The organism is Cupriavidus gilardii (assembly GCF_013314895.1).
GTDB classification, from domain to species: Bacteria; Pseudomonadota; Gammaproteobacteria; order Burkholderiales; family Burkholderiaceae; genus Cupriavidus; species Cupriavidus gilardii_C.
This window is the reverse complement of the sequence record NZ_JABTYE010000043.1, coordinates 1-20,632: the sequence shown is the minus strand read 5'-3', so window position 1 is coordinate 20,632 and position 20,632 is coordinate 1. Positions and strand designations below refer to the sequence as shown.

Annotated in this window: 18 protein-coding genes and 1 pseudogene; 5 read left to right on the top strand and 14 right to left on the bottom strand. The window is 62.2% G+C overall.

The features are described from left to right. Nucleotides 1-154 precede the first annotated feature (154 nt). From HTY53_RS24140 to pip, 3 genes are all read left to right on the top strand, one after another. Entirely contained in the window at nt 155-781 is a 627-nt protein-coding gene (locus HTY53_RS24140) for a DUF1326 domain-containing protein (protein WP_174109121.1), read from the top strand. After that, nucleotides 753-1,604, top strand: a complete 852-nt coding sequence (locus tag HTY53_RS24135; RefSeq protein WP_217435740.1) for a DUF2182 domain-containing protein — start codon at nt 753-755, stop codon at nt 1,602-1,604. The genes HTY53_RS24140 and HTY53_RS24135 overlap by 29 nt, the downstream gene beginning before the upstream one ends. Nucleotides 1,605-1,671: 67 nt before the next feature. Continuing rightward, nucleotides 1,672-2,658, top strand: a complete 987-nt coding sequence (pip, locus tag HTY53_RS24130) for a prolyl aminopeptidase (RefSeq protein ID WP_174109120.1) — start codon at nt 1,672-1,674, stop codon at nt 2,656-2,658. Here pip and HTY53_RS24865 read toward each other — a convergent pair. Then, nucleotides 2,630-2,800 (bottom strand): hypothetical protein, encoded by a 171-nt coding sequence (locus HTY53_RS24865; RefSeq protein ID WP_254600105.1) that lies wholly within the window; start codon nt 2,798-2,800, stop codon nt 2,630-2,632. The genes pip and HTY53_RS24865 overlap by 29 nt on opposite strands. Between HTY53_RS24865 and HTY53_RS24120 the strand changes: the two genes are divergently transcribed. Then, the gene (locus HTY53_RS24120; protein ID WP_254600103.1) at nt 2,769-4,157 is read left to right on the top strand and encodes a DUF3800 domain-containing protein; all 1,389 of its coding nucleotides are present in this window, start codon (nt 2,769-2,771) and stop codon (nt 4,155-4,157) included. The genes HTY53_RS24865 and HTY53_RS24120 overlap by 32 nt on opposite strands. Nucleotides 4,158-4,571: 414 nt before the next feature. On the opposite strand, the gene HTY53_RS24115 is transcribed toward HTY53_RS24120, so the two are convergent. Continuing rightward, the gene (locus HTY53_RS24115; RefSeq protein ID WP_174109118.1) at nt 4,572-5,288 is read right to left on the bottom strand and encodes a hypothetical protein; all 717 of its coding nucleotides are present in this window, start codon (nt 5,286-5,288) and stop codon (nt 4,572-4,574) included. Between the two features lie 178 nt (nt 5,289-5,466). After that, complete coding sequence (locus HTY53_RS24110) at nt 5,467-7,701, bottom strand: phosphocholine-specific phospholipase C (RefSeq protein WP_174109117.1); 2,235 nt, start codon at nt 7,699-7,701, stop codon at nt 5,467-5,469. A gap of 533 nt (nt 7,702-8,234) precedes the next feature. Between HTY53_RS24110 and HTY53_RS24105 the strand changes: the two genes are divergently transcribed. After that, nucleotides 8,235-10,379, top strand: a complete 2,145-nt coding sequence (locus HTY53_RS24105; protein ID WP_174109116.1) for a phosphocholine-specific phospholipase C — start codon at nt 8,235-8,237, stop codon at nt 10,377-10,379. 22 nt (nt 10,380-10,401) lie between these two features. Here the strand turns inward: HTY53_RS24105 and HTY53_RS24100 are convergent, their stop codons facing one another. The 11 genes and pseudogenes from HTY53_RS24100 to HTY53_RS24055 all read right to left on the bottom strand — a co-directional run bounded on the left by HTY53_RS24100 (nt 10,402) and on the right by HTY53_RS24055 (nt 20,614). Beyond that, complete coding sequence (locus HTY53_RS24100; RefSeq protein ID WP_174109115.1) at nt 10,402-11,877, bottom strand: sensor domain-containing diguanylate cyclase; 1,476 nt, start codon at nt 11,875-11,877, stop codon at nt 10,402-10,404. A gap of 150 nt (nt 11,878-12,027) precedes the next feature. Continuing rightward, nucleotides 12,028-13,026 (bottom strand): Bug family tripartite tricarboxylate transporter substrate binding protein, encoded by a 999-nt coding sequence (locus HTY53_RS24095; RefSeq protein ID WP_174109114.1) that lies wholly within the window; start codon nt 13,024-13,026, stop codon nt 12,028-12,030. 138 nt (nt 13,027-13,164) lie between these two features. Continuing rightward, nucleotides 13,165-14,673, bottom strand: a complete 1,509-nt coding sequence (locus HTY53_RS24090; protein WP_254600102.1) for an FAD-dependent oxidoreductase — start codon at nt 14,671-14,673, stop codon at nt 13,165-13,167. A 75-nt stretch (nt 14,674-14,748) separates the two neighbouring features. Then, nucleotides 14,749-15,459: an RNA polymerase sigma factor gene (locus HTY53_RS24085; protein WP_174109113.1), complete on the bottom strand. Its 711-nt coding sequence runs from the start codon at nt 15,457-15,459 to the stop codon at nt 14,749-14,751. Continuing rightward, entirely contained in the window at nt 15,456-15,749 is a 294-nt protein-coding gene (locus tag HTY53_RS24080) for a cupredoxin domain-containing protein (RefSeq protein ID WP_174109112.1), read from the bottom strand. Before HTY53_RS24080 ends, HTY53_RS24085 begins: the two co-directional genes overlap by 4 nt. A gap of 35 nt (nt 15,750-15,784) precedes the next feature. Then, the gene (locus tag HTY53_RS24075) at nt 15,785-16,327 is read right to left on the bottom strand and encodes a DUF4142 domain-containing protein (protein ID WP_174109111.1); all 543 of its coding nucleotides are present in this window, start codon (nt 16,325-16,327) and stop codon (nt 15,785-15,787) included. A 328-nt stretch (nt 16,328-16,655) separates the two neighbouring features. Continuing rightward, nucleotides 16,656-17,111, bottom strand: coding sequence for a hypothetical protein (locus tag HTY53_RS24070; RefSeq protein ID WP_174109110.1), 456 nt, complete (start codon nt 17,109-17,111; stop codon nt 16,656-16,658). Between the two features lie 858 nt (nt 17,112-17,969). After that, nucleotides 17,970-18,240: pseudogene (locus HTY53_RS25170) on the bottom strand (hypothetical protein); the annotation flags it as partial. Nucleotides 18,241-18,274: 34 nt separating this feature from the next. Continuing rightward, nucleotides 18,275-18,814 carry a DUF4142 domain-containing protein gene (locus HTY53_RS24060; protein ID WP_174109109.1) on the bottom strand — a complete coding sequence of 180 codons (540 nt, stop codon included), beginning with the start codon at nt 18,812-18,814 and terminating at the stop codon, nt 18,275-18,277. A 1,336-nt stretch (nt 18,815-20,150) separates the two neighbouring features. Then, nucleotides 20,151-20,321 carry a VENN motif pre-toxin domain-containing protein gene (locus tag HTY53_RS25105; RefSeq protein ID WP_368041069.1) on the bottom strand — a complete coding sequence of 57 codons (171 nt, stop codon included), beginning with the start codon at nt 20,319-20,321 and terminating at the stop codon, nt 20,151-20,153. Next, complete coding sequence (locus tag HTY53_RS24055; protein WP_254600104.1) at nt 20,240-20,614, bottom strand: DUF637 domain-containing protein; 375 nt, start codon at nt 20,612-20,614, stop codon at nt 20,240-20,242. Before HTY53_RS24055 ends, HTY53_RS25105 begins: the two co-directional genes overlap by 82 nt. Between the last annotated feature and the right edge of the window lie 18 nt (nt 20,615-20,632).

The window sequence follows — 20,632 nt, the reverse complement described above, 5'->3', positions numbered from 1 at the left end:
GCAAAAAACACTGACTTTGCCGACCATGCCAGCATTCGGCGCCCCCTCACCTATATTCCAGTGCATCGGTACTCGCGGCACCGAGACGCCGGGTATCGCCCGATCCACCGCAGCACGTGAGTGCGGTCCGGGACGCAAGGAAAGGAGGCAAACCATGGCCACGCCCAACTGGAACATCAAAGGTCAGTATTACGAGACCTGCAACTGCGACTTCATCTGCCCCTGTCTGCCCGGGCAGTTGGCAGTGCCGCCCACCAAGGGGCACTGCATCTTCGCCATGGGCTTTCAGATCGAGCAGGGCCGCTACGGCGAGACCTCGCTCGATGGCCTCGGCTTTATCGTGCTGGGCTCGACACCGGAGGAGATGGGCAAGGGCAACTGGTCCGTCGGCGTGATCGTCGACGAGCGCGCCAGCGAATCGCAGCGCGACGCGATCACCGCGATCGCCAGCGGTGCCGCGGGCGGCCCGATGGCGGCGCTGTCGCCGCTGGTCGGCTCCTTCGAGGGCGTCGAATCGGCGGAAATCCGCTTCGATCGCAACGACAAAACGTGGTCCGTCACCGCGCCGAACCTCGTCGACATGGGCGCCGAAGGCGTGATGGGCATCAATCCAAATGCCACCGAGCCGATCCATCTGGATAACACCGGCCACCCCGCTGCAGACCGCGTCGCGCTGGCGCGCCCCGCACGCAGCCACGTCCACGCGCTCGGCATGGCCTGGGACGACGACAGCGGCCGCAACAATGGCCAATATGCCCCGTTCTCCTGGCAGGGAGCCTGAACCCGCCGGCGCGGTGCCGCTGCCGGACGCCGGCCGCTATGGCGGACTGCCGCAGCGCGACCGCCTGATGGTCTGGGGCTGCATGCTGGTCATCGCCGCGCTGGCGTGGGCTTATCTGATCCATCTGCACCGCTCGATGGCGCCGACCGCCGGCCACGATGCGATGATGGCCGGCATGGGCATGGCGATGCCGATGCCTTGGGCGACCGCGGACCTGTTCTACACGTTCGCGATGTGGGTCGTCATGATGATCGGCATGATGGCCCCGGCCGCCGCGCCGGTGATGCTGGTCTACACCGGGCTGCAACGGCGACGCGAGGGCCGCAGGCTGCCGGCGACGGTGCTGTGCTTCGGCATCGGCTATCTGGCCATCTGGGCAGGCTTCAGCGCCGTGATGACGCTGATGCAATGGGCGCTGCACGAGGCTCTGCTGCTGTCGCCGGCGATGGCGGTATCGAGCCGCGTGGCTGCGGGTGCGATTCTTTGCCTGGCAGGGCTCTACCAGCTGACGCCGCTGAAGCGGGCCTGCCTGACCCACTGCCGCAGCCCGCTCGGTTTCCTGATGACGAACTGGCGCGACGGCAAGCGTGGCGCGCTGACGATGGGCATGCGTCATGGCGCGTTTTGCCTGGGCTGCTGCTGGGCGCTGATGGGAGTGCTGTTCGTCACCGGCGTGATGAACCTGGTCTGGGTGGCCGCGCTGACCCTGCTGGTGCTGCTCGAAAAGGTCGGACCGGCCGGCCTGCACGTGGCCCGCCTGTCGGGCTTTGTGCTGATCGCAGCGGGCGCGCTGCTGATCTGGCTCGCTGCGCCCGTGGCCTGATCCCTCCCGCCTGTCGTCGCGTTTCGGCACCGGTACACTGCGGTATTCCCATACGGAGACCGCACCCATGCCCACGCTGCGTACGCTCTACCCCGAAATCGAACCCTACGAAACCGGCACACTCGATGTCGGCGATGGCCACGTCATCTACTACGAGCGTGTCGGCAGGCCCGGTGGCAAGCCGGCCGTATTCCTGCACGGCGGGCCGGGTGGCGGCATCTCGCCGGACCATCGCCGGCTGTTCGATCCGTCTCGCTATGACGTAATGCTGTTCGATCAGCGGGGCTGCGGCCGCTCGACGCCGCATGCGGGCCTTGAAGCCAATACCACCTGGCATCTGGTCGACGATATCGAACGCCTGCGCAGGCTGGCTGGCGCGGAACGCTGGCTGGTGTTCGGCGGTTCCTGGGGCTCGACGCTGGCACTGGCCTATGCCCAGAAGCATCCCGAACGGGTCAGCGAGCTCGTGCTGCGAGGCATCTACACGGTGTCGCAGGCCGAGCTCGACTGGTACTACCAATACGGCGTGTCCGAGATGTTCCCCGACAAGTGGGCGCGATTTCAGGCGCCGGTGCCGGAGGCGGAGCGCGGCAACATGATGGCGGCCTATCGCAAGCTGCTGACCGGCGACGACAAGGACAGGCAGATCGAAGCCGCGCGCGCCTGGAGCGTGTGGGAAGCCGAGACCATTACGTTGCTGCCCGATCCGGCGATCAGCGCCAAGCACGACGACGGCCATTTCGCGCTCGCTTTTGCCCGGCTGGAGAACCACTACTTCACGCACCGCTGCTGGCTGGAAGAAGGCCAGCTGCTGCGCGATGCGCACAAGCTGGCCGATATCCCCGGCGTCATCGTGCATGGCCGCTATGACATGCCCTGCCCGGCGCGCTATGCCTATGCGCTGCACCAGGCGTGGCCGCAGGCGGATTTTCATCTGATCGAGGGTGCCGGCCATGCGTGGTCGGAGCCGGGCATTCTTGATCGGCTGATTGCGGCCACCGATCGTTTTGCCAACGCCCACGGCCTCACTGCACGCGAATCTTCGCGGTCTTGACGATCTCGCTGTATTTCTTCAGATCGTTCTGGATCTCGCTGGCGAACGCCTCCGAGGTATTGCCGGACGGCACGATACCGAGCGTCGCCAAACGCTCCCGGGTGTCCGGCATGTTGACCACCGCATTGAGCTCGCGCGCCAGCTTGTCGACGATCTCCTTCGGCGTATTGGCCGGCGCCAGCAGGCCTACCCAGGAGTCGCTGCAAAGCTCGGCACACCACGCGCGGCCAGTGTCCGCAGGTCGGGCAGCGATGGGGCTCTTCTATCAACCCCTACCGAAGTTGGGATTTGTCGATTTCCCTCGCCGGTTTCTCTCGCATTACTATTCGATCTTAGGATATAGCCGCATGGGGAATGAAATGGCAGCGGAGAGAGATGCCGGCGAACACGATGTTGTACCGAAAGTGAACCTGTTTGCTCAGCCAGCGGGAGACGCAGATACCGTCAACAGCAAGCTGGTTAAGACTGAGAAAGAGAAGGCCGCTCTGTTGTCATCACTTGCGGCTGGCGATTTTCGCACCACGCGAACGCGAGTCGCATTCATATTGAACCTGTACAAAGATGCGCGTAATAGCGACGTTACGCTGGCGATCAAGTACTGGGAGCAGTTCCAGCCGGATCTTTATAGTCGCCATGGCATCTTGCCCCAGAACCTCTTTAAGCTCGAGCGTTTCCACCTAATCGTTCGTGCCCGAGCGAAGATTCAGAACGAGTATGGCTTGTTCTTGGCTGACGATGAGGTGAGGCGTTATCGACGGCGGAACGAAGAAGCGATGGAGGCAGACGTGATCGCAGACGCCGCCTCCCGTGGTGTCATCCAAGTTTTCGCGGACGAAACAGGTAAGACACAGCGATATGTCACCGTCGCGGCAGTATGGGCTTTGGCCGGGCGTGCCGTCTTCGACGTATCAAATGCAGTTCAGAATTGGAAGAAGGCGACCCCATGGGCCAACCGAGAGATTCACTTCGCAAGGCTCGGAAATAAGGACGCACCCATTCTGCAAGGCCTACTTGATGTCATTGCTAATCACCGGGAATTTCTAAGTTTTAAGATCATTTCTTTCGAACGCGAAGGTTCACAACGAACTGTCGAGAACATCATTGCTCGTTTGCACGAGTACATGCTAGTAAGGGGCCTTGAACACGAGGTACAAAATGGCCGCGTGGCGCTGCCTGTGACGGTTACGATGACTCTCGACGAGGAGCCTTCTCTTGATGAAATTGGCCGGAGCGATTTGAAAGCCGCTGTTGCAAGGCGTTATGCCGATGTGTTTGGCGGTGGCGCAAATGTCGATTCTGTTGTTTCAGTCCGTTCTCACCACAGTATTCTGGTCCAGTTGGCCGATCTTATCGCTGGAGCCGTGAATAGGCGACTGAATCCGCCGCCCGGCGAACGGGGAGGTAAGGACGACATGGCGGATTCCATCGTAGAGGCTCTGGGTTTGGTAGACCACCAAGAAGATGTAGGTCTGGATGCGTTCGCGAGGTTGCACGTGTAACGGATCTAAAGTCGATCCGTACCCTATGGCGAAAAAAATCTGGTAGAAGCGGGTTTTACCGTCCGCGAGTGTGCGGCCTATCCAGATTACTTCCGGATTTTCCAACCGGCCGGATAACGCAGGCGGAGGACTCAATCGTTCGAACAGCGCAGCTACGACTACGGCGGCATAAGGCGCATTCGTATGGGCGTACTGCGAGCGCGAACATCGGATCGTGGCCGCCAGCGTGGTGGAGCCATTCCAATCGCGGGGAGCGAAAACTCCCGTTCCCTACGGCAACAGGATCGACCACATCTCCGGTACCGTGGAGAATCAATCGCCGTTTTCCGCGCGAACTGGCAAAAGTCCTGCAGCGGGCATCACAGCTGAAAAACTACGCGGGCGAATGGCCTCTTGAGGTGGAGCTCTCCGAAGCTAGTCGAACACTGTTGCGGTGGATCGCCCATCGTATCCCGGATAGTCCGGATCAACGTCCTCATGCGTGACCGTCCCGTCGATGCTACGTCGTTCCGCCATGTATCTTCGGCCGTCTCTAAACTCTATTCTGAGTAGCTGCGTCACCTGGGCCCCTCGAGTCCAGAGAAACACGTTGACGCGCAGCCGCGCCCTCCCCGCCACTGGTATGCGATAGGCATTCATGAATGCTTTGTGCGGAAATAGATGCGGAAGCGCAAATTGGTGTCGCGTCCAAAGGCGGCCTTCCTCTGGCACTATAGGCTCATCCAGATCGATCAACTCTGCATGAAGATCGAAGGCGGGATACTCAGAGTCATTGACCAGTGTGAGGTCCATCACATTCGGGTCGACAACATTAAACCCAGGGCAAAAATATGCAACGCCTCTATCCCCCACTGTGTAGGCGAGAAGCCGCTCAGTCCTGTCTTCAACCTCTGTGACAAGATGGGATAGCCGTTGTTGTATAGAAGCGAAAGACTGCTCGTCCTTGGCTTGTTTTCGGATACGAAAGAATTGACCAGTGGCCCAACTGACTAAAAAGAAAGTCGGGCCGAATACATTGAATGTTGTTTGAATCGACCAACCATTGTCTTGGCTAAGGTTATATAACGTCCAAGCAATGGCAACCAGGAATGGTAGCCAAAACTCCTTAATAGCCTTCTTTAGAGTTGCCATTGATTTGCGCGACCCCAGTTGCGTAGCAGGCTATTGTAACGTTTTCAGCCTGAGGCCTCTCTGATGTAGGACTGAGCCAGAGCAACTGGCTTCAGCCGGGCAATTTTGTGGCGATGGGTGAAGGAAGCCACGGACCAGCCGCCGACACCCATCGCCTCGGACGACTGATCGGCGGCCGTCAAACATCGCCCATCGCCGGGTCGCTGACCGTATGCCGCCCGGTCTCGACGCGGCCGGCAAAGCGCCGATAGAAGGCCGGATCGCTGCTGCATGTCACCGCAAAGTCGTACCACTGACCGCTGTCAGCCAGCGACCAGTGCCGCGAGGCCGTGCCGCCCGCGGCGACGTCGACCTGCCAGGGACCGTCGTTGCGATACGCCAGGGGCGCGATGCTGAACTGACAGGCCGCGGTGCCCGGATTGAGCAGGTCCACGTAGACGTCGCCGTTGGCGATGTCGTAGCAGACGCGGATCTCCGGCGCGGCCTGCGTCCCGCCGAGCCGATTCAGATCGCCCTTGAAGTGGCGGTGATAGCCGTTGGGGCCGAGCACCCACAGATCGTATCGGCCGAAATTGTCGGACCCCGCGTTCCAGGCATCGGACAGCGTCTTGCCGGCCTCGACCATATAGCGGCGCGGAATCCGGTCCAGCTTGTGGACGTCATATACATGGAACACGGCGGCCTGCGTGCCGGTATTCGCGAACAGCAGCTCGACCTGGCCGGACGGATGGCAACGCGCGCTGGTGTGAAGCTCGTACGGCAGCGCGCGCGACGGGCGCGTGCCCGGTGCCTGCAGCGGCAGCGCCATGTCGCGCGGCACCGGCACGGCAGGCAGCCGCTGCTGCGCGGCCCGCAGCGCGTCGGCGGCATCGCGCGTGGTGCGCCCCGCGAGCGTGGGCAGGGCTTCGGTATTGGGCGTCTTGAAATTGAAGGCACTGGTCAGATCGCCGCACACCGCGCGCCGGAATGGGCTGATGTTCGGCTCCTGCACGCCGAAGCGCGCCTCGAGAAAGCGCAGTACCGAGGTGTGGTCGAACACCTGCGAATTGACCCAGCCGCCGCGGCTCCACGGCGAAATGACGTAAAGCGGAACGCGCGGTCCCGGCCCGTAGACGCGGCCGTCCGGCGCCGGCTGGCTGGTGCTGCCTTGCGGCGGAGGCTGCGTGAAATACTCTGGCGCCAGGTCTTCCTCGCTCAACGTGGTCTTGCCGGCGTACGTGTTGTCCGGATTGCGCGACGGCGCCGACGGCGACGGCACGTGATCGAAATAGCCGTCGTTCTCGTCGAAATTGACGATCAGGACCGTCTTGCTCCAGACCTCGGGGTTGGCGGTCAGCGCATCGAGGACTTCCTGCAGGAACCACGAACCCTGCACGGGGCTCGACGGCCCAGGATGTTCGCAATAGATCGACGGGGCGTTGATCCACGATACCTGCGGCAGCCTGCCTTCGCGCACGTCCCGCTTGAAGGCGTCGAGATACTGGTCCGGCTGGCTGCCGGGCAGCGTGTTGGCGATCCCCTTGTAGAGCGGATTGCTGGCATTGTCGGTCGCCGCATCGTAGGCGTGATACGGCAGCGGCTGTCCCGTGTCGTTGTACGGCGCGCCCGGGGCTCCGCCGCTGGACACCGGAAAGCCCGATGCCAGATTGGCGCGGCGGAAGTTCTGGAAGGCGCCAAGCATGTTGTCGCCCCACTCGTCCGGCATGTTCTGGTAGCTGATCCAGCTGATGCCGGCCTCTTCCAGCCGCTCGGCATAGGTCTTCCACGTGTAGCCGATGTTGGCGTCCGACGGAATGCCGTTGATCGCATCCCACTCGTTGTTGACGAAGGCGACGTTCTGCGGCACCGGACCGTTGGTGCCGGTCAGATGGAACGACCGATTCGCGTCGGTGCCGGTATGCATCGAACAGTGGTACGCATCGCAGATCGTGAACGCATTGGCCAGCGCAAACTGGAACGGGATCTCCTGTTCCTTGTAATAGCCCATCGACGTATCGGTCTTGGCGACGGGCCAGCGCGACATGCGGCCGTGGTCCCAGGCCTCCTGGCTGTCCTTCCACGAGTGCGGCGTGCCGGCGACGCGCTGCGCGTTGTTGGCGGTGCCGTCCAGGTGATAAGGCGTGATCACCGTGCCATTGGCGCGTTCCTGCTGCCAGACCTTGCGGCCGTTGGGCATCGGAATCGTGATGCGGTCGCCGAACCCGCGCACGCCGCTGAGCGTGCCGAAGTAGTGGTCGAACGAGCGATTCTCCTGCATCAGGATCACCACATGCTGCACGTCCATGATGGTGCCGGTGGCATTGTTGGCGGGAATGGCCAGCGCGCGGCGAATGCTCGGGGGAAAGGCGGCCAGCGCGGCGGCCGAGAAGCCGGCAGCCGCGCTCGCCTGCAGGAATCTGCGGCGGGAGGTCATTGGTGTTTGTTGTAGTGGTCGGAGTCGGAGGGCTCGGGGATGCGGAATGCGCGGGTGCCAATGGGGCGAGGCGCGCTCGGCTTGCTCAGGGCGCGCAGCGCAGTTCCGGCTTGGGCGTCTCCGGCGGTTTGGGCGTGTCGCCCGGCTTGTTATCGTCGTCGCCGCCGCAGGCGGTCAGCACGGCGGTGGTCAGAAGAACGGCCAACAGCGCTCTCGTCATTCTCAGGGCTTGCATTGGGACCTTCGCTGGCGTGGGAGAAGGAGGGGAAAGGTTCCGGATGGGATCCCTTCGGACCCGCTCCGGAAAATCCCGCCAGCCTAGTGCCTATGCATGACGACACTGTGAACCGATGCCGTTCGATTGCCCTGTCGCGAACTGGCCGCTGTCATCGCGACGTCATGGCCGTGACATCGGCGTCGGATACGGTGCCGGCTTCGGCTGTCCGTCGCCCCGCTGCCTCGGGCGCCGGCGCCAATGGTTTCCCGATCGCCGTCCTGCCGGTACCATCCCGCCATCCCAGCCGCCTTTCGCCATGCCATCGAACAGCCGTCGTCAATTCCTGAAGATCGCCAGCACCGGCGCAGCCGCTGCCGCCACGCTCGCCGCCTTCCCGCCTGCGATTCGCCGCGCCCTCGCCATCCCCGCCAATAACGCCACCGGTACCATCCGCGATGTCGAGCACGTCGTGATCCTGATGCAGGAGAACCGCTCGTTCGACAACTACTTCGGCACGATGAAGGGCGTGCGAGGCTTCGGCGACCGCTTTCCGATTCCGCTGCCGGGCGGACGCAACGTCTTCGAGCAAGCCTATACCGAGAACGGCGTCAGCCGCATCGTGCTGCCCTACCATCTGGACAGCAGCGCCGGCAACGCGCAGCGCGTCAGCGGCACGCCGCATAGCTATCCCGATGCGCAGGATGCCTGGGACCTGGGCCGCATGAACCAGTGGCCGACGTACAAGGAACCGCATTCGATGGGCTTCTATACCGAAGCCGAACTCGATTTCCAGTACGCGCTGGCCAACGCGTTCACGATCTGCGACGCGTACTACTGCTCGTTCCACGGCGGCACGAACCCGAACCGCCTGTTCCACTGGACCGGCACCAACGATCCGACCGGCGCGATGGGCGGCCCGGTGATCGACAATCGCGGCGATTCGCTCGATGCAACCAGTATCAGCTACCGCTGGACCACGTATCCGGAACGGCTGCAGGCGGCCGGCGTCAGCTGGAAGGTCTACCAGAACCTGCCGGACAACTTCACCGACAACCCGCTGGCCGGCTTCAAGCAATACCGCGACGCCAACGCGGCGCGCGGCAATCAGCCCAACGGCAGCCCGTATCCGCCGTACACGCCCGCGGACGAGTCGATCAGCCCGCTGATCAAGGGCATCGGCAATACCATGCCCGACGGCGGCTTTCTGCAGGCCCTGAAGGACGATATCGCGGCGGGAACGCTGCCGCAGGTCTCGTGGATCGTAGCGCCGGCCACTTACTCCGAGCATCCCGGACCATCGAGCCCGGTGCAGGGTGCCTGGTATACGCAGGAAGTGCTCAACGCGCTGACCGCCAATCCGGAGGTCTGGAGCCGCACCGTGCTGCTGATCAACTTCGACGAGAACGACGGCTTCTTCGACCACCTGCCGCCGCCGTGCGCACCGGCCTTCGACAACGGCACGCTGGCCGGCGCCTCGACGGTGGCAACCGATGGCGAATATCACACCGATGGCAAGCCTTATGGTCCGGGCCCGCGCGTGCCGATGTATGTGGTATCGCCATGGAGCCGCGGCGGCTGGGTCAACTCGCAGGTGTTCGATCACACCTCGGTGCTGCGCTTCCTCGAGGCCCGCTTCGGCGTGATGGAACCGAATATCAGCGCGTACCGCCGCGCAATCGCCGGGGACCTGACCACGGCGTTCAACTTCGTCAATCCGAATACGGAAACGCTGCCGGCGCTGCCCACGCGCGACAAGACCAGCGCCGACGCGATCCGCACCGCCCAGGGGCAACTGCCGCAGGTGCCGCTACCCGCAACCACCGCGCAGCAGCTGCCGGCGCAGGCGACCGGAACGCGTCCGTCGCGCGCGCTGCCGTACGAGCTGCACGTCAGCGGCCGCGAAGACGCTCGCGACCGCGCGATGTGGTTGCTGTTCAGTAACACCGGATCGGCGGCCGCGGTCTTTCACGTCTACGACCGGCTGCATCTGGACCGCGTGCCGCGCCGCTACACCGTGGAACCGGGCAAGCAGCTCGATGGCCGCTACGACGTGTTCGCCAGCGATGAAGGCCGCTACGACCTGTTCGTGTTGGGGCCCAATGGCTTTCACCGCAGCTTCCGCGGCGACGTCAGCACGCTGGGCACCGCGGGCGCCAGCGCGCCGGAGATCCGCGTCTGCTACGACATCGCCAACGCGGCGGTCTATCTGACGATGATCAACGCCGGCACCAGCGCCTGCACCTTCACCGTGGTGCCGAACGCCTATCGCAACGACGGTCCGTGGACCTTCGACGTCCCGGCCGGCAAGCAGCTGGACCAGCACTGGCCGGTCGGATCGCAAGGGAACTGGTACGACTTCACGGTGACCACCCAGCAAGGCAGCTTCCGCCGCCGCTTCGCCGGACGCATCGAGACCGGCAAGGACCTGGTGTCGGACCCCGCGATGGGCGAACGCGACTGACGACGGCCTCGCGGGACGGGGCTCAGCCTTGGCGGCGCTCCCGCTCCGCCCGCAGCTTCTCGTAGTAGGCCCGCTTGGCCGCATACATGCGCGCGTCGGCCTGCTTGACCGCATCGGTCAGGCGCTCGCCGACCGTGCAGGTAGCGGCGCCGATGGCGAAGTTCAGCGCCGCGCCCGGATAAAACTGATTGTTCAACTCGACGACCTGCTCGATCTGGGCCACGACCGAGGCCGCGGCATGCTCGTCGCGATCCGGCAGCAACACCATGAACTCGTCCCCACCGACACGCGCCACGCAGAAGCCGTCGCCCACTGCCTTCTTCAGGACCTCGCCGGCCCGGCGCAGCAGCGCATCGCCATCGGCATGGCCGAGGTTGTCGTTGACCTGCTTGAGTCCGTTCAGATCGACCGCGATCACGCTGACCGGCCACGGGCCCTTGCGGCCAAGCCGCGCCAGCTCGTCCTCGTAGTAGGCGCGGTTGTACAGCTTGGTCAGCACGTCGTGCTTGCCGAGGAATTCGACGTAGGCCTCGGCCTTCTTGCGTGCGGTGATGTCGGTCAGCGACACCAGCACCTGGTCCCATTCCGCCTCATGACCGGGAAATACCGACCACTGCATGTACACGTCGACCTGGCGGCCGTCCAGCGCATAGTTGACGATCTCGCGCTGCTGCCACAGCTTCTCGTTCCACAAGTCGACCAGCTGCTCGGCAAAATGCTGGTGCATCTCGTCCCGAAAGACGTCGCCCAGACGCGAGTACAGCACCGCCTTGGACGGCGCGCTGAACATCAGCAGCGTCTGCTGGTTGACGTCGATCACGCGGATTTCCTGCATGCAGCGCGCGACGAAATCGGGATGCACGTTCAGGAACGTACGGAAGTCCGTGATGCCCGCCGCGCGAACCTCATCGATCAGCACCTTGACCGCGCTGAAGTCCTCTACCCACAGCGACACCGGGGAATGCTCGAACAGCCCGACCGCGTATTGCCGGCTATTGCGCAATTCGCGCTCGGCACGCTGGCGCTGCGTGATGTCGTCGATCGACAGCAGCACGCGGTCCCAATGCGCTTCGTGCCCAGGCAGTACGCGGCCGGACAACTGGATATCGAGACGCTGGCCGTCGAGCGTGTAATTGACGGACTGGCCCGAGAAAGTCCCCTTCCCCTCCCACAGCTGCACCAGTTCCTCGACATGCTGCTCGAACATGTCGTCGCGGAACACCTTGTCCAGATTTCCGACCAGATCGGCGAGATCCCTGGCCCCGTAGAGCTCCAGCGTGCGGCGGTTGACATTGACGATCCGCATCAGCGACGAACAACAGGCCACCTCGTCGGGATAGCCATGCAGGTAGGCGCGCAGGTCGACGATGCCGGCGGCCCGAAGGCCATCGAGATGCCGTTTCAGGTCGCTATAGTCTTCCAGCCACAACGAGACTGGCGCGAGATCGAACAGGTTTTGGTAGTCGTCGACGGTGGACGCGCTGCTTTCGGCCTTCAAGGCGGATTCCTCTGATTCCAGGCTGGCGTTGCGCTGGCAAGGGGCGCCGGATGGTCCGGACCGGCCCTTGCCAGGCACACAAAGCTCGTAGCATAGGGCACCGCGCCCTGGATGGGAAATCCGCGATCCCGCCGGATCGGGCACAGGCGCCTAGGTTCCGTCGATCTTGAAGCCGATGTCCTTGATGAACTTGCCCCAGCGAGCATGATCGGTCTTGATCTGGTTGGCGAAGGCGTCGGGCGTGACAGCTTGCGGCGGCAGCACGCCGACGCCGGCCAGGCGCTTTTGGTAGGCCGGATCGGCCAGCACCTTGCGCACCGCGCCCGATACCGCTTCAACGGTCTCCTTGGGCATCGCCTTGGGACCAAACAGCGCAAAATACCCGCTCAACTGCTCCATCTCGGGAAACCCAAGTTCGCGGAACGTCGGCGCACCCGGCGCGAGCTCGGACCGCTCCGGAATCGTGGTGGCCAGCACCTTGGTCTTGCCCGCTTGATACAGCGGCACGCCCGTCGTCAGCCCGTCGATCATCAACGGCACCACGCCGCCAACCAGATCCTGCGTGGCCGGGGCGGAGCCCTTGTACAGCACCGGCTCGATATGCGTGCCGGACAGCCGGTTGAACAGCAGCGGCCCGAAGTGCGACGAGGTACCCGGGCCGTACGAGGCCGAATGCAGCGGCTTGCCCGGATTGGCCTTGGACCAGGCGATCAATTCCTTCAACGACGAGAATGGCGCGTCCTTGTTCGCCACCATCACCACCGGCGCTTTGCCCAACTCCGCCAATGCGGTCAGATCGGTCAGCGGGTCGTAGGGCACGCGGTTGATATGCGCGCCCGAGGTCGCCGACGAGCCCAGCGTCACCAGCAGCGTATGGCCATCGTTCTTCGCGCGAATCACGTCCTGCGTGGCGGGGATCGTCGCACCGCCGGGCTTGTTCTCCACCACGACGGATTGGCCGATGACTTTGGTGAAGTAGTCGGCAAACAGGCGCGCCACCACGTCGGTGCCGCCACCCGGCGGATAGGCGACCACCAGCCGAATCGGCCGGCTCGGCCAATCCGCCGCCCACGCACTTGGCGCCAGGCCGGCTGCCGCGAGCGTCGCGGTGGCGCAGGCCGCCGCGCCGAGGAACTGTCGTCGATCCATGGTGATGTCTCCGGCTATTGTTTTGGGGTTCGCTGCTGCCGGTCCATCTTAGTGGCTGTTCCAGCCCGCGACACGTTGGGGTTTTCCGCCATTTTCCGTACTGCAGAACGACGGCGATTCAGGCACCGCCGCGTCGGCTCAGGTCCCGCTTTCCTGATCGGGCACCAGCTTGATCGTCAGCGGCGCGAGCGCCGGGCCGGACAGCACGCTGCCATCCGGCCCAAAACGGCTGCCGTGGCAGGGACAGTCCCAGCTCGTCTCCACCGCGTTCCAATGCACGATGCATTTCATGTGCGTGCAGACGGGCGATACCGCGAACAGGCGCCCGGCGGGATCGCGATAGGCCGCGACGCGTTCGCCTTCCAATTCGGCGATCGCGGCGCTTCCCGGTGCAAGAGTCTGCAGCTGCTCGTGCTGCCGGCGCGTCAGATAGTCCTGGATCAGCGCCTTGCCCATGCTGACCACTTCCTCGGCGGTGCCCTTCGCCGATTTCACGGCGGTCAGCCGCGTCGCCTTGTACAGCTCGCTCCAGCGGTTGTCGACCCCGAGTATCTGGTCCGCGATGATGGCCGCGGCCAGCGTGCCGTAGGTCAAGCCGTCGGTGGCGAAGCCGGTGGCAACGTAGCTGCCGAACGCGTCCTTGCCGATATAGGGCAGGCCATCGGGCGACGGGAAATTCTGTGCCGACCAGCGAAAGGCAATCTGCTGAATGCCGAGGCGCTGCCTTGCCGACTCCTCCAGCTTTGTCATGGCCGCTGCTGCGTCATGCTGACCGGTCTTCGCTGTCTGGCCGACGCAGACAAGGTAGTTGCCCTGCGTGGTGTCGAGCCCCCGCACCGACAAGCGCTCACTCCCCTCTGCATAGAAGATCCCGGCCGGAAACGAATCACCGTCCAATGGCGCGGCCAACCCATACTCGCGATGCGGCACCATGCCGGCCTGCATCAGATGAAAGCCGCTTGGCGAATGGGTGGCCAGCACGATGTGCTGCGCCTTGACGCTGCCGCGCTCCGTTCGCAGCAGCTGTCGCGAGCGGTCCAGCTCGATCACCGGTGAGTGCTCGAAGATGCGGCAGCCATTGTCGGCGGCATGCCGGGCCAGCGCGAGCACATACGCCAGCGGATGGAATTGCGCCTGCTGCTCCAGCACCAGCGCATCGCCGTGGGCGTGCGGCAAGCCCGGCGGCAAGGCGCCCTCCCTCCGAATTGGTAGGCCGGCGGCCAGCGACGCCTCGAACTCGGCCTCGATCCCGTCGCGCGCATCGGCCGACGCCGGATAGCGAACCAGCGGGCAACGCCGAAACGCGCAATCGATGCCGAGGCGATGAACGTGCTCCTCGATCCAATCGACCGCCTCGCCGCGCGACTGCGTGACCTGCCGCACCACGTCGTCGCCCCACTTCTGCCGAATGGCGCGCAACCCGCTGCTGACCGTCGCATACAGATTGCCCGTGGAATTGCCGGTATCTCCGACGCCCAAGGCATTCGCTTCCAGCAGCACCACGCTGCGCCCGGCCTGCACGAGGCGCCATGCGAGGCTGACACCGGTAATGCCGCCACCGACGATCGCGATGTCGGTCTGAATGTCCTCGACCAGCATCGGACATCCTGTCGGGTTGGTGGTGCCGCGCCAGAGGGAGGTTGTCATGTTGGGTTCCTTGCGGCGTTGTTGATGGCGTTGTTGTTGGCGTTGTCTGCGGCTTTGGGGACTCTGGCCCTCCATTCATGCCTTGCCGGCGATCTGGCGGTCGAGACGTGCCATTACGCCTTCCACGATCCGATCGCACCGCACGCCACCAAATTCGTACAGATCGCGGCCGGCCAGATCGATCTCGCGAGCCAGCGCTTCCCGCAGCAGACTTCGTGCACGGAAATGCCGGCTCCGAACGGTGGCCTCCGGAATATCGAGACACTGCGCGGTCTCCTCCACGCTCATTTCTTCGACTTCCCGCATCACGAACACCAGACGAAACGCCTTCGGCAAGCGGTCCAGCTGACGCTCGATCAGCCCGCGCAATTCGGTACGCGCGAACGCCCGGTCGGGCGCATCGTCGTCGGGTGCGGGATAGTCGTTCTCCATAGCGTCATCCCCGGATGAAGCCACCATCGGAATCACCTTCTCGCGGCGCGCGTGGCGGCGCAATCGACCGAGACATTGATTCAGTACCAGCCGCGACAGCCAGGTGGCCAGTGCCGCGTCGCCGCGGAATTCGCCGATCGCGCGATAGGCCGACAGATAGGCCTCCTGCAACGCGTCCTCGGCTTCCGCATCATCGCGCAGCGCGGCGCGCGCCAGACGATACAGGCGCCTGTTATTCCGCCGGATCAGCAACTCGAACGCCGAGCGATCGCCCGCCGCGATACGCCGGGCCAACTCCTGATCTTCGTCATGAGGACGGCCGGTAGCGGGCGTCGTTGCACTGGAAGGGATCATCGCTTGCGAACCTCAAGCACCGCCTGCATGGTCGGATGGAGCGTGCAGACATAGGGCAGCGATCCTTCGCCCTGCACCACATGCTCCCATGACGCACCGGGCGCGATATGGCCGGAACCGAAGCCCTTACCGTCCGCCGCGGTCGCGGTATGCGGCACGAGATCCTGATTGACCCAGACGACGCGATCGCCGCGGTGCAGCACCAATGTCGAAGGACGGAATTCCATGCCCTCGATGGTGACAATATAGGTCGCCGCGCCGACTTCCGTGCCGCAAAGGATCGCCGCCATCACCAGCGATCCCAGGATGGTCCCCCGGCTGCGAATCATGGCTTCTTGTTCTTGGTGACGGTCTTGCTCCTGTGCAGCGAAGCTTGCAACTGCTTCGCATGCTCCAGATGCGCGACAAAGGCCGGCCGCACCTTGACCAGCAGCGCCTTCAATTCGGCATTGCTGGCGTTCGGCACCAGGGTCTTGTCCAAGGCATTGAGCACGGCCTGGTGGTAGTCGACCTCCTGACCGACATAGGCCCGATCGAAGGCGTCACCCTTGAGCCCCTTCAGTTTGGCGATGTTTGCTTGCCCTCCGCGCTTCAGGGTCTGGGCGGTGGGGCTGTCTTCAGGCTTGAGATCGAGCTTCTTGGCCAAGTCCATCGCGGACTGGTTGACGCTGGAGTGGTCGGTGACCATCAGGTCTGCGAATTCCTTCACGTCCTTGGACTTCGCCTTCGTTCGCGCCAGTTCGCCGGCGTCGATGTCGACTTGATTGGCTGTAACGACGATGGCCGCGATCTGGGCGTCGTTAGGAGATTGGGCCCACCCTATTGTCGCGGCGCAGCATAGGGATAGGGCGGTCAAGATGTGTTTCATGGCATCGCTCCTCCATTAAACGAACCCGCCGGCCTCGCGACGGACGGCGTGGGCGATGGGGTCCTTTCATGGGGATGGATGTCACGAAGGGCGGCGGCGTTCCGGGAGACGAATCAGGTCTATATCGATCTGAAGTTATTGCGATAGGTCGTCGGATGATGTTCCGTTTCCTGCGCACAGGCGCTAAAAAAAAACTAGGACTGGTTCCCGGCTTCGAATGTAGCGTCCCTTAGTGATTGAGCCACACGTAGGATCACAATCTTCCACCCGCTCACATGATCGAATCCGGTCGTCCAGAGTTGCCGCCGTCTTATCACTCCCCAGTCGACTAGCGTGGGTCGTTTTCAGGAAGCCACCCTTCCTCAATGCGCTGGACGAGCATGGTGTCGTTCCACGACGCACGTATTGGCAACTTTCGTTCATCTTCGGTGATGTCCCCGACGGGCCATTCCTTCTCGCCATCCCACAACCACCACGTTTCCACCTTCCCAGTCTCAGGATGCCTTACACCGGCACGAAATAACGGAAACTCCTTAGCATGATCCGGGACATTATGATTTGCAACTTTTCTAATGATTCCTTTTTTTAGTGCCGCCGAGACAGGAAAAAAAATCCAAAAGTTGGTGCTTTGCCCTACAAAATCCTCCCAGCATGAAGGCTCTTCTCCATGTATGCCGGGCAGCACGCGTATCAACGACCCCATCAGTTTGTTTTGTTTTACAAACTGAAAATATGCCAAGCCCTTAGATGTATTTATTGAAAAAACATCACCGACTTTAATCATTATTAAAATCCATAATATCCAACAGACTTCAATATAGCTGCCCCACGATACAACGACTCGGCATATATGGGATTAGTCATCGCGATACTGTTAATTCTATTCATCAACGATCCCCCATTCTTCCCAAGACCACTATATTCAATGAGAACCTGCTCCACAGCGCGGGCATCCTCGCGAGCGATGCCTTGAAGGCCGGGGATGGGCTCTATCTCAATTCCCTTCTGAGACGCGTGCGCTGCCGACCTTGCTTGAACATTATCCGTAATTCCAACGTACTGCGTCTTTCCGTCTACCGACGTAGAAATATATACGGTGGTTTTACCCGGGTTTGGCTTAACCGACTCTTGCCTCTCGGCACTACCAGTAGTCGAGCTACTGTCACTATCCCCACTCGACAGCATCGCGTTACTCGGAGGGCTCACTCCGGGTGACACGATGGGGTGCATTACAACACAACCCTGCGGAGAACAAAGCGCAAGTGGAGGTGTAACGACCGCACCACCAGTCAAAGGGGGATTACCGCTGTCGTCTCCAATCTGCTGGTTGTTTGCGTCGGTTGGTGGAGTCCAGCCCCTGTTCAGAGCCATTAGCCTTCCGAAGTCGCCCACCCATCGACCTACATCGCCTATAGGATCGCCGTACGTCGTCTTGATAATCTCTACGAACCGACTCAGAAGTCCCCCATTCTTTGCTGCGTCCGCAGGATGCTCACCGGCGTTGTTCAACGCCTCGTTTTTAGCCGCCAAGGCCGCAGCCTGTGCATCAACCCCGACCAACGCACCGAGTCCTCCGCCGAGCAACGTCGCGAAGCCGGCCAGTGCTGCGCGTTGCCCCGCATCAAGCTGGGCGCCGCTGGCATCTTGCCGACGGCGCGCGGCACGCCGAGATTGAGCCCCGGCATGGTCAGCGGCGTCAGCGAAATGACCTGCGACGGCGCGTTGACGCGCGGCGTGTAGGTGTTGGCCGTGGTGATGCCGTTGATCAGCTTGACGCCCGTCAGCGACACCTCTGTGCCGATCACGTTGCCGATGTTCTGGATCTGGCCACCCGACGTGATGCTCAGATTGGGTGCCTGGATGGTCGCGGCGATATTGCCCACCGGCGTCGGCGGATTGATAGTGCCGCCAGCACCAGCGATCCCAGAATGGTCCCCCGGCTCCAATTCATCGCTTCTTGTTCGTCTTCGCGTTCTTGTTCGTCGGCAGCGAGGCTTGCAACTGCTTCGCATGCTCCAGATGCGCGACAAAGGCCGGCCGCACCTTGACCAGCAGCGCCTTCAATTCGGCATTGCTGGCATTCAGCACCAGGGTCTTGTCCAAGGCATTGAGCACAGCCTGGTGGTAGTCGACCTCCTGATCGACATAGGCCCGATCGAAGGCGTCACCCTTGAGCCCCTTCAGTTTGGCAATGTTTGCTTCCCCTCCACGCTTCAAGGTCTGCGCGGTAGGATTGTCCTCGGGCTTGAGATCGAGTTTCTTGGCCAGGTCCATTGCGGACTGGTTGACGCTGGAGTGGTCGGTGACCATCAGGTCAGCGAACTCCTTCACGTCCTTGGACTTCGCCTTCGTTCGCGCCAGTTCGCCGGCGTCGATGTCGACTTGGTTGGCTGTGACGACGATGGCGGCGATTTGGGCGTCGGTTGGGGACTGTGCCCAGGCGATCGTGGCGGTGCACAGCGCTAGGGCTGTGAGCATGCGTTTCATGGTCGTAACTCCCATCGAAGGGACCCTTGGGTCCACTGCGTCGGGATGCGCGGGATCAGGTCCGTTTACGGGGATGGATGTCACGAGGCGCAGCGACGTTCCCGGATATGGAGAAATACCGCTATGTGACGAGATGCGTTCTCAGGGAAGCGCGGCGGCGATACTGGTCCTAGTGGTAGGGGCGATAGCAGCTAGGACGTCACAGCCGCCGCCGTTATAGCGAGAGGCGCCCCCCAAGCCAACAGTGGGGCAATGTCGTCAAGAACGACAACCCCGACCAAAGAGCGGGGCCTACCCTCGCCATCAGTAAGCCGCACTAGGCGATGATCTAGCCTAACCGCAACGCGTTGGTTTCTTGGCGCCTCCAGCTGACTAGCCACTAGGTCGTTCAATGCGGCAATGCAATTTCGAGTTCGATGGCAAATGCAGACCCATTCCTTCCTACCTATTTCGGAAGCCCTGTTCCGGCGAGCACTGGGTCTGGGAGTGCGTCTAAATAGAGTTAGCTCGCGCAATTTATATGAATTCACGCGGTATTTTTTTGTATTGCTCGTCAAAACTCCAGTCCAGTGGCTTCTTCTTTCTTTCGAACCAAACCATGCCAGCCGATATCCATCGTTGGCGCATCTTTCGAGCGCTTTCAGGTGTGCAATCTTCGTACCCAAACTCGGTACCACAGCAAGGACATATAGCCCAAGTCGGCGAATTTTCATCTCTCCCCCATGGAGGAAAACCAAGCGCATAACCACATACCCGACAGTTGTTACTGGCCTTGTGCACGAAAGTACTCCAAGTTGCTCTGATATCCATGAACAGCGTTCCAGGCGGTGGCTTTTCCACGAAGGATTGTGCACCTCTCACATACTGAACTGCATTCTGGTATTCGGGAAATTCTGCCTTGTGTTTATTCCAATGCCCATATGCATTCTCGACTGGAACCTTAGAATTAGTTGACGACCAAAACGAACTACGGATCGATCCAACCATCCCGCAACCTCCCCCGACACATCGATCGGCGACAAGTTCGCGGACATCTGCCCCAGAATAGAGGAACCGGTGGAACCTTGCGCTGCCTGCTGGCTGAGCCACTGCATACGCGCATTCTTCGTGCTGTTCCACCAACTCAGCGCACTGGCAGCTTCTGATACGTTCTGAGCCTGAAGGCCATTCAGCAGATTCTGGCACGCACCTACACTCTGGCAAATGGCGGCGATTTCGGAACTGCCAATAGCGGGTGCGCTGCGCGCGTCTTCTGCTATGGATTTACAGCCATCCAGCACGCAATTTTTCGGGCAGCCTGCCGCTGCTCGGCGTTCACCTCGGCATAGTACAAAGTTCATTTCTCGACGCAAGCGATATCGCCTGCAGAACAGGACTTGAGAGAATCGACTAATCCCTTCTCCTGCTTTACGCTGAGATAGTTATTCAGCGCTTCGTTCTGTGCCGCCTCGGCCGCTGCTTCTTCATCCGCTCCAAGTACACCTGATACACCTCCCCCTGCGAGCATCGCGAGTGCGGCACTATAGCCCTGTTCACAGGGTCGGCCCGATCCCCGTTCGTTTCGATATTGAGGCCTTCGCCTACAAGCGGTGCAACGATGGCGGAAGTGGCTCCACCGATTGCACCACCTGCGCAGTCCCTACCCGTGGCACTCGCGGCAGCGCACCCCGATGCCCCGTGAGCCAGCGCGTTCGCGAGCACCGTGCCGGCATCCGACCCCGGCGCTCCGATGCCGGGCAGGTTCAAGCCAATGCTATGGGCCCCGAGCGCAGCGCCCTGGCTGACAAGGTTCCCAAGCAGCGCACTACCAAAACTCCC

Coding starts and splice junctions, on each gene's coding strand:
- HTY53_RS24140 (WP_174109121.1), top strand. CDS start 155: ATGGCCACGCCCAACTGGAACATCAAAGGTCAGTATTACGAGACCTGC.
- HTY53_RS24135 (WP_217435740.1), top strand. CDS start 753: ATGCCCCGTTCTCCTGGCAGGGAGCCTGAACCCGCCGGCGCGGTGCCG.
- pip (WP_174109120.1), top strand. CDS start 1,672: ATGCCCACGCTGCGTACGCTCTACCCCGAAATCGAACCCTACGAAACC.
- HTY53_RS24120 (WP_254600103.1), top strand. CDS start 2,769: ATGTTGACCACCGCATTGAGCTCGCGCGCCAGCTTGTCGACGATCTCC.
- HTY53_RS24115 (WP_174109118.1), bottom strand. CDS start 5,288: ATGGCAACTCTAAAGAAGGCTATTAAGGAGTTTTGGCTACCATTCCTG.
- HTY53_RS24110 (WP_174109117.1), bottom strand. CDS start 7,701: ATGACCTCCCGCCGCAGATTCCTGCAGGCGAGCGCGGCTGCCGGCTTC.
- HTY53_RS24105 (WP_174109116.1), top strand. CDS start 8,235: ATGCCATCGAACAGCCGTCGTCAATTCCTGAAGATCGCCAGCACCGGC.
- HTY53_RS24095 (WP_174109114.1), bottom strand. CDS start 13,026: ATGGATCGACGACAGTTCCTCGGCGCGGCGGCCTGCGCCACCGCGACG.
- HTY53_RS24090 (WP_254600102.1), bottom strand. CDS start 14,673: ATGACAACCTCCCTCTGGCGCGGCACCACCAACCCGACAGGATGTCCG.
- HTY53_RS24085 (WP_174109113.1), bottom strand. CDS start 15,459: ATGATCCCTTCCAGTGCAACGACGCCCGCTACCGGCCGTCCTCATGAC.
- HTY53_RS24080 (WP_174109112.1), bottom strand. CDS start 15,749: ATGGCGGCGATCCTTTGCGGCACGGAAGTCGGCGCGGCGACCTATATT.
- HTY53_RS24075 (WP_174109111.1), bottom strand. CDS start 16,327: ATGAAACACATCTTGACCGCCCTATCCCTATGCTGCGCCGCGACAATA.
- HTY53_RS24070 (WP_174109110.1), bottom strand. CDS start 17,111: ATGATTAAAGTCGGTGATGTTTTTTCAATAAATACATCTAAGGGCTTG.
- HTY53_RS24060 (WP_174109109.1), bottom strand. CDS start 18,814: ATGAAACGCATGCTCACAGCCCTAGCGCTGTGCACCGCCACGATCGCC.
- HTY53_RS25105 (WP_368041069.1), bottom strand. CDS start 20,321: ATGCTCGCAGGGGGAGGTGTATCAGGTGTACTTGGAGCGGATGAAGAA.